Annotated in this window: 7 protein-coding genes; 4 read left to right on the top strand and 3 right to left on the bottom strand. The window is 48.6% G+C overall.

Annotation, left to right across the window (positions count from 1 at the left end):
* Positions 1 to 261: 261 nt before the first annotated feature.
* Positions 262 to 1,068 (top strand): crotonase/enoyl-CoA hydratase family protein, encoded by an 807-nt coding sequence (locus HQQ92_RS18790; RefSeq protein WP_173247591.1) that lies wholly within the window; start codon positions 262 to 264, stop codon positions 1,066 to 1,068.
* A gap of 35 nt (positions 1,069 to 1,103) precedes the next feature.
* Here HQQ92_RS18790 and HQQ92_RS18785 read toward each other — a convergent pair whose 3' ends face one another.
* Together HQQ92_RS18785 and rapA are read right to left on the bottom strand one after the other, a co-directional pair.
* Entirely contained in the window at positions 1,104 to 2,006 is a 903-nt protein-coding gene (locus HQQ92_RS18785; protein WP_173247588.1) for a DUF3530 family protein, read from the bottom strand.
* Between the two features lie 206 nt (positions 2,007 to 2,212).
* The gene (gene rapA / locus HQQ92_RS18780; RefSeq protein WP_173247585.1) at positions 2,213 to 5,119 is read right to left on the bottom strand and encodes an RNA polymerase-associated protein RapA; all 2,907 of its coding nucleotides are present in this window, start codon (positions 5,117 to 5,119) and stop codon (positions 2,213 to 2,215) included.
* 406 nt (positions 5,120 to 5,525) lie between these two features.
* Between rapA and HQQ92_RS18775 the strand changes: the two genes are divergently transcribed.
* The 3 genes from HQQ92_RS18775 (at position 5,526) to HQQ92_RS18765 (ending at position 13,399) form a co-directional block, all read left to right on the top strand.
* Positions 5,526 to 6,920: a PhoH family protein gene (locus tag HQQ92_RS18775; protein WP_105250289.1), complete on the top strand. Its 1,395-nt coding sequence runs from the start codon at positions 5,526 to 5,528 to the stop codon at positions 6,918 to 6,920.
* Between the two features lie 215 nt (positions 6,921 to 7,135).
* Positions 7,136 to 10,852, top strand: a complete 3,717-nt coding sequence (locus tag HQQ92_RS18770; protein ID WP_113939159.1) for a response regulator — start codon at positions 7,136 to 7,138, stop codon at positions 10,850 to 10,852.
* A gap of 138 nt (positions 10,853 to 10,990) precedes the next feature.
* Positions 10,991 to 13,399, top strand: a complete 2,409-nt coding sequence (locus HQQ92_RS18765) for a zinc-dependent metalloprotease (RefSeq protein ID WP_173247582.1) — start codon at positions 10,991 to 10,993, stop codon at positions 13,397 to 13,399.
* Between the two features lie 20 nt (positions 13,400 to 13,419).
* On the opposite strand, the gene HQQ92_RS18760 is transcribed toward HQQ92_RS18765, so the two are convergent.
* Entirely contained in the window at positions 13,420 to 15,228 is a 1,809-nt protein-coding gene (locus tag HQQ92_RS18760) for a protein kinase (RefSeq protein ID WP_173247579.1), read from the bottom strand.
* Between the last annotated feature and the right edge of the window lie 23 nt (positions 15,229 to 15,251).

The raw sequence follows: 15,251 nt of genomic DNA, 5'->3' as shown, positions 1-15,251 counted from the left end.
GATACTGGTGTCGATTTTTAGCAGTTAAATAGCTAGCGGTTAAATACGCTTAATTATTGAGCTTGCTAAGGCTATCTAATCGAAAAATACATTAGGATTACTGCACGTAGTGATGACAGCCTAACATAAGTTGCCTTCAATCCATGATGGAATTGGCAATATTTTGACTTAAGTCAAAAAACAGGCTCATGTTATATCTTTTAGTGAATTATGCCAAACGTGTTAACATTTATTCTGGACTGACCAGTAACGGAATATTTCATGAGTGGCCAAAGTGTACAAGTTAAAATCGATGATGGCATCGCCTACGTGTTGCTTAATCGTCCTGAAAAAATGAATGCTATTAACTATTTAATGTTTAGTGAGCTTGACTGCGCGATTAAAAGTATTAAATCCAATCGTGCGGTGCGAGCCGTGATCCTCTCGGGAGCGGGTGGGCATTTTAGTTCAGGGCTTGATGTCAAAAGCGTGATGTCGGCACCGATGCATGCAGTTAAGTTACTGTTTAAGGGTTTACCGGGGAATGCGAATTTGGCACAGCGGGTGTCACTAGGTTGGCAAACCTTGCCTGTGCCAGTGATTGCTGTGCTTGAGGGCTGTTGCTATGGCGGCGGTATGCAGATCGCTTTAGGCGCAGATCTGCGTATTGCTAGCCACGACAGTAAGTTATCTATCATGGAAGCCAAATGGGGACTCGTGCCAGATATGGCGGGTTTAGTCGCATTAAGGCAAATTATGCCTAAGGATCAAGCCATGTTACTTAGCCTGACGGCAAAAGTGCTTGAGAGTCATGAAGCGCTGGCCTTAGGACTCGTGACACAAGTGAGTGAGACGCCCATGGAAGCCGCTGAGCAATTGGCGCGGCAACTGATGCAAACCTCACCGGATGCTGCTGCGGCCATCAAACTTAGCATTAATCGCAGTTGGACTGCTTCTATCCGTAGTCTGCTGTGCCGCGAGTCTATTAGTCAGATTCGGTTATTGTTAGGCAAAAATAGCAAGATAGCGGCGACGCGTCAGCTGAAAGATCCGCAGAAACCCTATCGTGATCGACAATCGGGTTGGTAATGCTATTTTGTCTGAATTAGCTTGAATCGCCGTTTTTACTGCGCGCCGCTCATTCGGGCAGAAAAGCCTTTAATCGCATTTAAGCAATTCTGCCATGCGCTCTCGTTATCTAAATTGAGCGCTAGGGTAGTTTGGCGATAGTTAGGGCTTTCTAAGGTCACCGCGAGTTTTTTGCGATTGTCGGCTGTTTCTAATGAGGCTGGGTGACCGTCTGGCGATTGAATATCTAAAATGGGCAGCGTGAGTTTTGCCAGTTGTTCTGCGAGTGCTTGATTACGCTGTTCGTCTTCTCGATAGGGATTGATGACAATCAGCACATCGGGATCGGCAATCTTCTTCTGGCTTAATAGGCTAATCAATAATCCTGCACTTTGGTCGGCGGTGATCAAAATACGTTTTCCTGCATAATCTGCACCGACGGCATCTAACTGCGACATGCTTTTGACGAGAAAATCTTCCTGCTCTTGCTGGTGCTTGCTGTTATCTTCGGGCTTGATTTTAGGGCTTGGTTTGTTGGACGGTGAGCTTAATTGCGCGGCGCCAGGCGAGGTCACTTCAGTAGCGGCGGTAGCAAAGTTAGCTGCGGGCATTTCAGTTGGCGGAGTTAAACTTAAGCTGGCCCAACCGGCAGGATTGATATTGCGGCGTACAAACGCCATCAATCCAGGCGCGTCTGCGGTACCATTGGTGGCGGGCAGGATTATCGCCGCACCAAGTTTCTTTTTACCTTCCCATGGTCGCACTAACAAATCGTAGGGCTGATTATCAATCGTGATTTGTTTAATTTCATTTGTGGGTAGATAGCTGTTATTCGACTTTTTGGCACTGATTTCGGCTGGCGCAGATGTTGGCGGAGTTGTTGTAGTGTCTGCCGCGTGGGTAGCGATGGTTGTGATGCCGAGAATGAGGCAAAAGAGGAGTGAAAGAATGCGCGGCATAGAATTGATAACCACCTGTGTAGTCTCATAAATTCATTAGTGTTTGAGTATAACCTGAACAATTACCAAAAAGTGAATTTTCCTCGCCAAAGAATTACACCTGTCATTTAGTATAAAAGGCTACTTGGAATCGAAAGCCACAGGGCATAAAAAAGCCCAACGCTGAGGCTGGGCTAATTGATTGAAACCTGCTGTTCCGCTTGGGTTTATACGTGGCTGACGAGCACCATACGGATCGCATCGAGTTGTAACTGGCTGGCATCTAGATAAGTGTTTAACTCTTGCATCTGATTGCGCAGGTATTCCAATTCTTCCTCACGGATATTGGGGTTCACAGCCTTAAGTGACTCTAAACGATCAAGCTCTGCACTCAGTTGCTGAGTCATTTTCTCTCTGGCTTGGGCGACCATTTCATCGACAACCACTTGAGCATATTCTTCACCCTTAGCAAATAGCGGATGCAAAATAGGCTGAGATGCCGTGACTAACTTGCCGCCAATGTGACGATTCACCGCGCTTAATTGCTTATCGAAACTGGCGTAATCCACTTTAGCCGATAGATCGTTACCGTTTTTATCCAGCAGCACGCGAATGGGGGTAGGCGGTAAATAACGGTACAGCTGGCTCGACTTAGGTGCTGAAGCATCGGCCATGTAGATGAGTTCTAAGAATAAGGTGCCTGCTGGCAGGGCTTTATTCTTTAGAATTGCGACGCTGGTGGTGCCAGTTTCAGAACCTGTGATCAGATCGAGCCCTGTTTGCACCAGCGGATGTTCTTGGGTGATCAGCGCAATATCATCGCGTGATAACGCTGTGTCACGATCAAAGGTCACTGTTACGCCATCTTCTGGCAAGCCAGGATAAGTTGGGAACATCATGTGCTCACTCGGGCGCAGAATAATCGAGTTTTCACCCTTATCTTCTTGATCAACACCGATAATATCCCACAGACGGATCACTGAGCCGATTAAATGAGTATCACCGTCACTTTGGGCAAGGCGGTTGACGATTGCCTGTGCCTTATCGCCGCCGTGTGAGTTGATTTCCAGCAGCTTGTCGCGGCCTTGCTCCATGGCGTGCTTGAGTTCTTTATAACGGCTCTGGGTGTGATTGAGCAGGTTTGTCAGCTCGTCGCTGTCGTCACCCACAAGCACGTTTAGCAGATCTTCGGCAAATTCACTGTAAAGCACATGGCCACTCGGGCAAGTGAGTTCAAAGGCATTTAGCCCTTGGTGATACCACTGCATCAAACGTTCTTGGGCGGTATCTTCAAGGTATGGCAAGTGAATTTGGATATCATTTTTCTGGCCGATACGGTCTAAACGACCGATTCGCTGTTCCAATAGATCGGGGTTTAGCGGCAGATCGAACAGCACTAAGTGGCTGGCAAACTGGAAGTTACGGCCTTCAGAGCCAATTTCAGAACAGATCAGCGCCTGTGCGCCGCCTTCCTCTTGGGCAAAGTAAGCGCCGGCTTTATCGCGCTCGATAATCGACATGCCTTCGTGGAATACCGTTGCTTGAATCCCTTCGCGGGTACGCAGGGCTTCTTCTAAGCTCAGGGCGGTTTCTGCTTGGCTGGCGATGATCAGCACTTTTTTGCTGCGGTGGGATTTTAAGAACTCAATTAACCAATCCACACGGGGATCGAACTTCCACCAACTGGCGCTGTTATCTTCAAATTCTTGATACAGTTTTTCAGGGCTCAGGGCTTGCGCCGCTTTCGCCTCTAATGACTTGTGTCCGCCCATCATACCGCTGACGCGTGCGGCAGTTTGATATTGATCTGGCATGGCATGGGGATAAGCGTTAAAGAAACGCTTTGGAAAGCCTTTTACCGAGGCGCGGCTGTTTCGGTATAACACGCGGCCAGTACCGTGACGGTCAAGTAATTCTTGCAGTAATTCGCTGCGGGCGGCCTGTTGTACTTCGGCATCAATATCGTCGGCTTGGATTAAACGAATACTTGGGCTGATATCTTTCTCGCCCAGTAATTCGGTCAAGCTGTTGATGGCGGCATCGGGTAATTTAGCGTTACCAGCCAAGGCTTCGGCGGCAATGGCGACGTCTTTATAACTGTCTTCTTCAGCTAAGAAAGCATCGTAATCGTAGAAACGATCCGGATCGAGCAGACGCAAACGGGCGAAGTGACTTTCATGGCCGAGTTGATCCGGCGTTGCGGTTAACAGCAAAACACCTGGGATGACTTCACTCAATGCTTCAACCACTTGATAGGCGCGGCTTGGCGCTTCTTCGGTCCATTCTAAGTGGTGCGCTTCGTCAACGACTAACAGATCCCAATCGGCATCTAGGGCTTGATCAAGACGTTTTTTCTTACGCAGTAATTCGAGTGAACAAATCACTAACTGTTCTGTGTAGAAAGGATTGTCATGATCGGCATAGGCTTCTACACAACGGTCTTCATCGAATACCGAAAAGCGCAGATTAAAGCGGCGCAGCATTTCCACTAACCACTGATGGCGCAGAGTATCAGGCACGATAATCAGAATGCGTTCGGCGCGGCCGGTCAGCAGTTGTTGGTGAATAATCAGACCTGCTTCAATGGTTTTACCTAAACCCACTTCATCGGCTAACAGTACACGCGGTGCATAGCGACGGCCGACTTCATGGGCAATCCACATTTGATGCGGAATAAGTCCAACACGTGGACCTTGCAGACCCAGCAAATCCGATGAGGCCAGTTTGTGGCGCAACATTTGGCATTGATAACGCACACCAAAACGGTCGAGGCGATCGATTTGACCAGCAAATAAACGGTCTTGGGGTTTGTTGAAACGAATATTGTGGTTCAGCAGGGTTTCACGCAGTGTAGCTTGCTCGCCTGTCTCACTGTGAATGCCGTGATATATCACTATCCCGTCTTTCTCGGTTAATTCACTGACCGCAAGGCTCCAGCCTTCATGGCTTTCAACCGAATCGCCGGGATTGTATATAACGCGTGTCAGAGGGGCTTCTGCTCGGGAGAACATGCGGTTCTCACCCGTGGCAGGGAATAATACAGTGACCATACGGCCTTCTACTTGAACCACAGTTCCTAAACCAAGCTCTGACTCGGTATCACTTATCCAACGTTGACCTAAGGCGAACGGCATCTTAAATTCTCATTTCTAGGCGGACTCTAACAAAGGGCGCGTATGTTATACCAATACTCGTGATATTTAAATCGCCCTCTCACCCGTTAGAGCCTAATTCCCAGAGTGCTAGATTACAAATTGTACAAGCGACAAAATTGTCGTGGCAGTACATGAAAGTGTCACGCTAATGTCACATCCGCGGTTATACACTGCTTCGAGTCTGTAAGGTAAACAATGGTTGCTGTATTGTTATCTTGTGAGTTTGGTGCCAATATCAACTTAAGGTTTAAGTGCGAGTAAAGTGCTATCAACTTGAACCTTATGATCATTCTTTGCCATATGCTTAGCCAGTAATAGGAGCCGTGTAACTTTTATTGAGACTCAAAAGTGTGTTTAAACTTTAATGAAGCACTCTGGAGGCGCCATGGAACAAGACGACAGAAAGTTGTTTGTACTGGATACCAATGTGTTACTACATGAACCTTTGGCGATCTATTCGTTTAAAGAGCACGATGTGGTCATTCCGATGACAGTGCTAGAAGAGTTGGACCAGATTAAAGATCGAAAGAGTGATGTGAGTCGTGATGCTAGGGTTGCTATCAGGGCATTGGAAGATACCCTAGGCGGTGAAACTACCCCTGAGCAGATTATCAATGGCGTCCCTTTACCCAGCCGAGAGGGTCATGCCGATGCCGTCGGTTCGCTCTCAATTTTCCCTGATCACCTTGTCGATTTTACCTTAGGCGCACTGCCTGGAGATGGAAACGACAATCGCATTATCAATACCGCGCTACATCTACAAAACCTACATCATCCCCGTACCGTTGTCTTAGTCACCAAAGATATCAATATGCGCCTTAAAGCCAAAGGTGCGGGTATTCAATTGGTTGAGGATTATCGAACTGACCAGTTGATCGATGATATCCGCTTCCTCAGTAAAGGCTTTTACCAGTTTGAAGGTAATTTTTGGGAGCACTTGAACAAGGTCTCCACCGAGCGCCACGGTAGACATACAGTGCATGAAGTACCGCTCAAAGACCTCGAAAATGATAATTTCTATATTAACCAATATCTTATCGACACAGAGTCTGATTTTTGCGGTCGTGTTATCGAACGCACAGACACCCATTTACATATTTTAGATTTAGGCCGTGAGCGGGTGAAAAACCTCGAGGCATGGGGTGTTAAACCTAAAAACGTCTATCAAGGCATGGCACTGCAGGCGCTGCTCGATCCCGATATCGATCTGGTGATCTTAACCGGCCCTGCGGGTTGTGGTAAAACCTTGCTGGCCATGGCTGCGGCGTTGGAACTGGTGGTCGAGCGTAATCGCTACGACAAAGTGATTGTCACCCGTAACACCCCTGAAATCGCCGAATCTATCGGCTTCTTGCCCGGCACGGAAGAGGAGAAGATGATGCCGTGGCTGGCCGCCATTACTGATACGCTCGAAGTACTGCATAAGAATGATGTGAATCCCACGGGCAGCATGAATTACATCATGGAGAAGGCTAACATTCAGTTTAAGTCGATAAACTTTATGCGCGGGCGGTCGATCCAAAATTCCATCGTGCTACTGGATGAATGCCAAAACCTCACGGCCTCGCAGATCAAAACTATGATCACCCGTATGGGCGAAGGCACAAAACTGATTTGTTGCGGTAACTTAGCGCAAATCGACTCTAACTACTTAACTGCTGTTACCTCTGGTTTAACCTATATTGTCGAACGTTTTAAGGACTTTGAAGGCAGTGCCAACGTGTATCTGAATGGCGTGGTGCGTTCACGCTTAGCGGAATACGCTGAAGAGCATCTGTAAAGCAGGTCAGTTTAATTTAGGGTAATGACTAAGGCCTCAGATATGGAGGCCTTAATTTTATGGAGTAGTAGATTTTTAATCGACTTATCAGTGGTATGAGTAGGCTTTATCTGACAATTATTTTATGTGATTGGCAGTTCCTTCCTGCTACTATATGGAGCTCATAGTTTTTGCCGCCGTAGGCTGAAATTAAGCGCTGCAATCAAGGGTAGTGGATGAAATCGAGTGAGCCGGATCTCCAACTAAAATCGCCGATCCAGAAGAACTACAACCGTGCCGTTTTTTATACGTACATCGGCGTTATCGTCATGTCTTTGTTGACCGCATGGATGTTTTTCGACCGCCAAAAAGCACAGCAGATGGAGCAGCGTGAAGAGCAGGTTCAGCGCCATGTATTGCAAATCGATCTGCTACTTGAGTCGAGCATTAGAGCGGTAAAAAGCTTACGCAACGTTGCTGTGGATCATTTACGTTTGGGCGAACTCGTGCGTAAAGAACGCTTACCCCAATACGGTAAATTCAACGAAAGCGGCCAGTATTTTACCTTAGAACCTAGCTACGCCCAGAGCGGTGAGCCTTTTACCAACATGGGTAGGATTACTGGTGCGGGTTCCCTCGACGGCCGCGACGACAAGTTCTATCAAGAGCTTGAGATGTTGTTTGAGCTTTCATTGTCATTCCCCGTCGCCAAAGAAGCCGCCCCGAAAGCCTCGGCGATTTATTACCTGTCGAAGCGTAGGATCATGTCCTACTTCCCTTGGTCGAATGACGATCAACGTTTTAGGGACGAATTACTCAACAAGAAACAGTTTCAATACGCCACCCCAGCAATGAACCCGCAGCGCAGTGTATTTTGGAGTGAAGCCTATGTTGACTCCACCGGCAAAGGCTTATTGACCACTTTAGGCGTGCCCGTTTATTTGGATGATGAGTTCATTGGCTCAATCAACTTAGACATGACGCTTGCCTCGTTAGCGCGGCAAATTCGGGTTTACTTTAAGATGCCGGGCACAGTGATTTTGCTCGACCAACAGAACAATATTTTATCCCACAGCGATTTTGATAGCTCAGATATCAATCGGGTCTATCACATCAGCCAACGTATTCCCTCTGAGCTGCATTCTTTACCTGAGTCGGAATTGTTTGATGCCCACGACGGCATCATCCGTAACGGCTATTACATTCACTCGGTTGCACTGCATAACGCGCCTTGGCGTTTACTGTATTTGCAGGATGAAGACGACCTATTTCAAGACTCGTGGGAAAAACTGCAGCTGACGTTTATTTTAGTGGTTATCGCCCTGTCGGTGTTGGTGACCATAGTGCATTGGCAGACGCGTCGATCTTTTGTGAGTCCAGCCTCGCGACTACTGTCGCACCTTGAGGGCTGCTCCCAAGAGCCGCGTAAGCCACCGGAGAAAATCACCCGCGGCTGGGAACCTTGGTTCTTGCTGGTGAGTCGAATTTTTGAGGAAAACAAACAATATACCCACCATCTGGCTGAGCAGAATAAGCGGCTCGATAAGCTAGTGGCGCGGCGTACTGAACGCTTAAAAGACACCACAGAGCGGCGTGAGCGCGAATATGCGCTACTGCGATCCCTGCTTGACTCGATTCCCGAAGCGATTGTCTTTAAAGATAAAGAAGGCAACTATTTAGGTTGTAACAAGGCGGCTGAACGCATGCTGGGTTACACAGAGAGCGAGATGATAGGTTTATCATCTGAGGATCTGACCTCGCCTGAAATGGGCATACGTATCCGCGCCGAAGACGAACAAGTCTTAAAAGATCGCACGCCGCTGCGCTACCAAGAAAAGGTCGAGCTTGCGGGCAAACCTGTGTTGCTCGATACCCTTAAGCTGCCTTTCTACAATCGCCGCGGCGAACTGCAGGGATTGATTGCCGTGTGGCGTGATGTGACGCGGGAATACGAATCCGCCGAACAATTACGCCTGTCCGAAGAGCGTTATCACTTAGCCATGGATGCGGTGGAAGATGGCCTGTGGGACTGGTATTTAGACTCTGAACAGATCATTTGTAACCCAGCCTATTATTCTATGTTGGGTTATAAAACCAATGAATTCCCAGCTTTAGTATCGACGATTGATGAATTATCCCACCCCGACGATCGTATTCGCGTCGAGGAATACCGTGCTCAGTATCTTGCTGATCCCGTCGGTGCTTTCGAAATTGAATTCCGTATGTTAGGTAAAAATGGCGGCTATCACTGGGTGTTATCCCGTGGTCGTGTGGTGGAGTTCACCGCCGAAGGTCAGCCTAAGCGTATGCTGGGTACCCATAAGGATATTACCCGCCATAAGAGTAACGAAGTGGCGTTGCTTGAAGCCAAGCAAGACGCCGAACTCGCTAACCTCTACAAGAGTGAATTCTTGGCCAACATGAGCCATGAGATCCGCACGCCGATGAACGCCATTATCGGTATGTTGCAGTTGGCACAGCGCACCTCGTTAACTGCGCAGCAGAAAGATTACCTCGAAAAAGCTGGTTTCTCGGCACAATCGCTGCTGAGGATCATCAACGATATTCTCGACTTCTCTAAAATTGAGGCGGGTAAGTTGGAGCTTGAGCGGGTGCCATTCCCGCTGGATAAAGTGCTCGATCACGCTCTGGATCTTAATGCGCTCAAGGCACAGGAACAAGGCGTCGAGTTACTCTTATATGCCCCAGTGACGGCGGGACTCATTCTTAAGGGCGATCCGCTACGTTTAGGCCAAGTGCTGATTAACCTGTTATCGAATGCGGTGAAATTTACCCAATCTGGTGAGATTGAGCTCGGCTGTGAAGATGTCGGCGAGCGGGATCATCGGATTACCTTGAAGTTCTGGGTGCGCGATACGGGGATCGGCATAGGTAAAGATCAACAGGATAAGTTGTTTGATGCCTTCGCCCAAGCCGACGGTTCGACCACCCGTAAATACGGCGGCACTGGCTTAGGTTTGTCGATCAGTAAGCATCTGGTGTCTATGATGGGCGGCAAGATGCAAGTGCAGAGTGAGCTAGGGGTCGGTAGTACCTTTAGCTTCACCATCAGTTTTGAAATTGCCGAAGCCGCTAAGATTGAGCCTTTGGTCGTGCCGGAAAAACTCAATAGTCTACGCACCTTAGTCGTTGACGATAACCCGACGGCACTGCAAATTTATTCGACCTTGATGCGAGATTTCCACTTCGACGTCGATACTGCCGCCAGCGGCGCCGAAGCGCTTTACAAACTGTCGCGGGCACCAATCGATCTGTTATTGCTCGACTGGATGATGCCAGAAATGGACGGTAGCGATGTGGTCAGCGCCATAGATACTATGGTCGCCGAAGGCCGTTTAGCGAAACGACCAGTGATTATCATGATGACGGCCTATGCAGCAGAGCCCTTACAGCATGAAGTCGATAGTGCCAATGTGTTTGCTGTACTGCAAAAACCGTTTAAGGCATCGAGTCTGTTCGATGAGATCATTGCCGCCTTTGCCGATGAACCGAGATTGAATGTGGTTCAGCCTATGGTTGAAGTTCAAGTTGAGGAAGGGGAGCACACAGGTTTAGTGCTGCTGGTGGAGGATAACTTTATCAACCAGCAAGTGGCCACCGAACTCCTTAAGAGCGCTGGCTACGAAGTGGTGCTGGCCGACAACGGTCAAGTAGCGCTGGATACTATCGACTCGCGGCCGTTTGATGCTGTGTTGATGGATATTCAAATGCCAGTGATGGACGGGTTAACGGCCGCAAGGGCATTGCGTGAGCGTTTTAGTGCCGATGAACTGCCTATCATTGCCATGACAGCCCATGCAATGTCGGGCGACAGGGAAAAGAGTTTAGCGGCGGGGATGAATGCCCACATCACTAAACCCATAGTGCTCAACGAATTATTTGAAACATTAAATCACTGGATCAAACACAAGAACCAGCATCAGAATCGTTAATTTATTTGCTCGGGGCCAGTGATGGCCTCGCATTATTTACTTTAAATCAATCGCTTGAGATAAGCAGTCATCAAAGATGCTTATGACATAAATGACTTAATAAGGTAAATAACGCAGCCAGCCGAATCAGGAGGAAAGATGAAACCCCAAAGTGTAGCCTTAGCCTTATTTATAGCGCTGTTAGGATTTCCCACCGTTACGGTCGCGGCAGCCGCGCCTAGCGCCAAGATCATTAAGCAGGGCCAAGAGGCGAAAGGGTTTCTTAATCTCTATTACGAGGAGTCTGAGGGAGAGTTATATCTTGAGGTCAATCGTTTAAATCAACCTTTTATCTTAGTTACTAGCCTGCCACAGGGCGTAGGCTCAAACGACATTGGCCTCGATCGCGGCCAACTGGGTCAGACCCGTATGGTGCAGTTTGAGCGCCAAGGTCCCTATGTTTTACTTAAGCAACTTAATACTCAATATCGTGCGAATACCTCTGATGCCGCCGAGCAAAGAGCGGTTGAAGAAGCCTTTGCCGATTCTGTGTTATGGCAAGGCAAAGTGATTGAGGGCAAGCCAGATTTGGTAGCGATCAACGATCTGGTGCTCAATGATTTACACGGGGTGTCTTCCGTATTGCAACAAACAGAGCAGGGCAATTATCAGCTCGATTTGAGCCGTTCTGTCATCTTACCCAAAGGGATTAAATCCTTTGAGAAAAACGCCGATGTGGATGTGCAACTGACGTTCAAAGGCGATGTTGCTGGCGCGCAGGTCGCACAGGTAACACCCGATGGCACCTTAATGTCGGTGCGGATGCGTTATTCCTTTGTTGAGCTTCCCGATGCGGATTACCAGCCGCGGGCTTATCATCCTATGAGCGGTTATTTGTCCGATGAGTATCGCGATTATGCCACGCCCTTTAACCAACCTTTAGTGCAGCGTTTTATCCTGCGCCACCGTTTACAGAAAGTGCATCCAGGCCCAGCGCCAAGCGAAGTCGTTAAACCTATTACTTATTATCTTGATCCCGGTGTGCCAGAGCCGATACGGTCGGCGTTGCTCGATGGCGCGCGCTGGTGGGAGACGGCTTTTACTCGCGCCGGATTTATCAACGGCTTTAAAGTTGAGTTATTGCCTGTAGATGCCGATCCGCAGGATATTCGCTACAACATGATCCAATGGGTGCACAGGGCGACGCGGGGTTGGTCCTATGGCGCCGCACTGACCGATCCTCGCACCGGAGAAATCATCAAGGGTCAAGTCACGCTCGGCAGTTTGCGTGTGCGTCAGGATTACTTGATTGCTAAAGGCTTAACCGCAGGCTGGCAGGATAGAGTGGCGGCCGAGAAAGCGGCGACAGCCTTGTCGCTCGCGCGTATTCGCCAACTGGCCGCCCATGAAGTCGGCCATACCTTAGGGTTAGATCATAACTTTGCCGCTTCGACTAATCAGGATTCCTCTGTGATGGATTATCCCCATCCGAAAATCCAGCTAAAGGGCAATGATATTGATATTTCAGCACCTTACACTACAGGTGTTGGCCCTTGGGATGATTTTACTATCGCCTATGGTTATAGCGATCAAGGTGATGCCCGTACCCAACAAGCACTGCAAGTCGACTTGCTGGCCGATGTGGCGAAACGTGGCTTACGCTATATTGGTGAGGCCGATTCTCGCCAAAAGGATGGGAGTCAGGCCTATGCCAGTTTGTGGGATAGTGGTGACGATCCGATCGATCAGCTGGGTAAGTTAAATAAAATTCGCACTAAGGCGATTGCGGATTTCTCCAGTGCGGCCTTGTTACCCAATGAGCCATTGGGCGAGCTAGCCGATGCCTTTGCGCCAATTTATTTACTGACGCGTTATCAAATCGATGCGGTCGCGAAGTTTATTGGTGGCACTGACTATAACTATCAATCTATCGGTGAAGGCAGCCGCTGGAGCTATATTGCGCCGCAGTTGCAGTTAACGGGCTTAGACGCGCTACTTAACACGCTCGATGCGGCGAGTTTAACTGTGCCGCAATCCTTGCTCGACAGTTTAGTGCCAAAGGCGGGGAATTATCATGCTACGCGGGAATCCTTCGACTCAGGTCTAGGTGCAATTAACGATCCTCTCGGTATGGCTGAAGTGTTTAGCCGTCATACTGTTAGCTTGTTATTGATGCCTAAACGCTTGAATCGTATCAGCCAAGCATCCATGGCAGATAGTGAGCAGTTATCGGTGACGACATTACTGGATAAGTTATTTGCGGCGACCTTGTATCAAGAGGATAAGCTCGCGCTGGTCGAAGGCGTATGGATGCGAGTGAACGCTGTGGTGATTGATGAAGTGCTGGCAACGCTGCACGATCCTCAAACCTCACCAGAAGTGAGGGCAGCGATCAACGATCGCGCTCAGTTTGTGATTAAGCAATTGAAAGCGAAGTCGAATCGAGCGAATGTGAGTCTTGCGGCGCACTATACTTGGTTGCAACAGGGTCTTGCTGCAGGTTTGACCGATGCTAAGGTTAAGCTTATTCCTAAGCCGTTAACCTTACCGCCGGGATCACCGATTTAACCCGATGAACATAGGTGCCATTAGGCGCCTATTTCTTTTGGATTTTTCGGATAAAAGTGATCAGCTTTACGCTCTAGATGAGTAAAGCGGCGGGTGTTTTTGTAGGGCAGTTTCATAAAGCCCGATACGCCGTGACCTTGGATTTTTCCGACATGATGCAAGATGCGATCGAGACTTGCGCGAAACGCCGCTTGCTTACGCGGATTGAGCAGCTTCAAGTAACTGTGAATTTTTAAGTGATTCGGCAGCGCCTCAAAAATGATGCAGCCTGTGTGGTGAATTTGGTTGATGCGGGCTAATTCCTCCATGATCTCCACCGGCAATTCGAGGTTCTCATCGGGATCTTTACCGTCTTCAAAATAAGAATGTAACCGCGACTTATCTTCTAAGGTGGGTACGTCACCGACTTCGAAGGGCAACTGCAGTGCGGCACTGGCGACAAAAGGCTCGCTGGTGTCAGCTCGTTCGATATGCAGTGTGTCTTTGGCGTTAAAGAAACAGGCTTTAAATACCCCTATACGTTTAATTCCCCGCGCGAGATCCACCATATTGTTGACTGCAATGATTAACGCACTTTTTTGTTTTGCATCGTAAATCGCAAGATTGGAGTCGATAAACACGCCGGTTTCCTGCCAATGAATAGCCAGACCACCCACGATCGGATATTGCGCTAAACGACCCACTGCGGCGATAAAGCCTTTTTCGGTATCGCCCATGCCAGCGAGGAAGTTACGATAATATTTTTCGAGCTGAATATCATCCATCTTAGCGATGGGATCTTGGGCGTTGTGCTCCTTTAAAAAGGATTTACGCGAACTGTAGCTGACGGTTTCAACATCTTTGTCGCGGGATTGTACCCATACAGGAATTTCCCCCTGTAAATCAGCTTTGGGCAGTTCAGGTAAATGTAGTCTGTGGCTGTGGCGCATACTTTTTAAAAAGTAATCGCCGGCAATGTTGCGCTGCTGCGGATCAGTGCTGAGCATGCCTTCTAAGGTACGGGCTAATTCTATCGGTAAGCCAATGCTGGTGGGCGAGATCACCTGTGCACCGAAGCGGCTTGCTTGCCCAGAGGCGAGGGCATACAGAGTCGCGGCAACTCCTTGCTCGTCAAAGCGCGGGCTGGAGAGTGCTCCATTGAGTTGCTCTTCGCCGATAAAGTACACATCACCCATGCGGGCGTTGGTATGTTGTTGATCGCTAGACATTAACGCCATCACATTGTCTTCGACGGGTTTGTTATGTTCATCCCGCTGCGCAAATACCGCTGAGCCCCAATCGATTAACGATAAGTGTTGTTGTTCAATATCGTAAACCAGATTAGAAGGTTTGATATCGCCGTGCACTAAAGGCTTGCCCGTGCGCAGGTAATACAAGATATCGGCGAGTTGGCGGGCGATGCTCATGACCATAGCGGTAGGTAAGGCGCCCATGCGGCGGCAAAGTTGGTCGAGATCTTCCCCTTTTGCCCGTTCCATCACGAGTATTCCCTGCTTACCTACTCGCTCAAATTTGATCGCCCCCGGCACATTAGGGTGCTTGAGTAAGGAGAGCATAAAGGCTTCTTCTTCGAGCCGATCTTGAATGTGTTGTGGCAGATTAATCCGTGAAAACTTAAACACATGGGCATCGCCAGCTTGATTGATACCCGCAAACACGAAACCGTAGGCGCCTTTGCCGACCAATTCGATATCGGTATAACCTAATTTGCTCAGCTGTTGTTTACAGAGGCGGATCCACGCCTTGTGTTTACGGGCATCATTGGCTTTGAGCAAGTAAATGGATTGCTCTTCAGAAATATAAAAATGCTGCAGCTGCGGTGTTTGCAAATTGTGCTCCTTGTTTTGTTCAT

The sequence above is a fragment of the Shewanella sp. DC2-4 genome (genome assembly GCF_013248875.1).
Taxonomy (GTDB): Bacteria; Pseudomonadota; Gammaproteobacteria; order Enterobacterales; family Shewanellaceae; genus Shewanella; species Shewanella oncorhynchi.
This window is presented reverse-complemented; position numbering and strand designations above follow the sequence as displayed.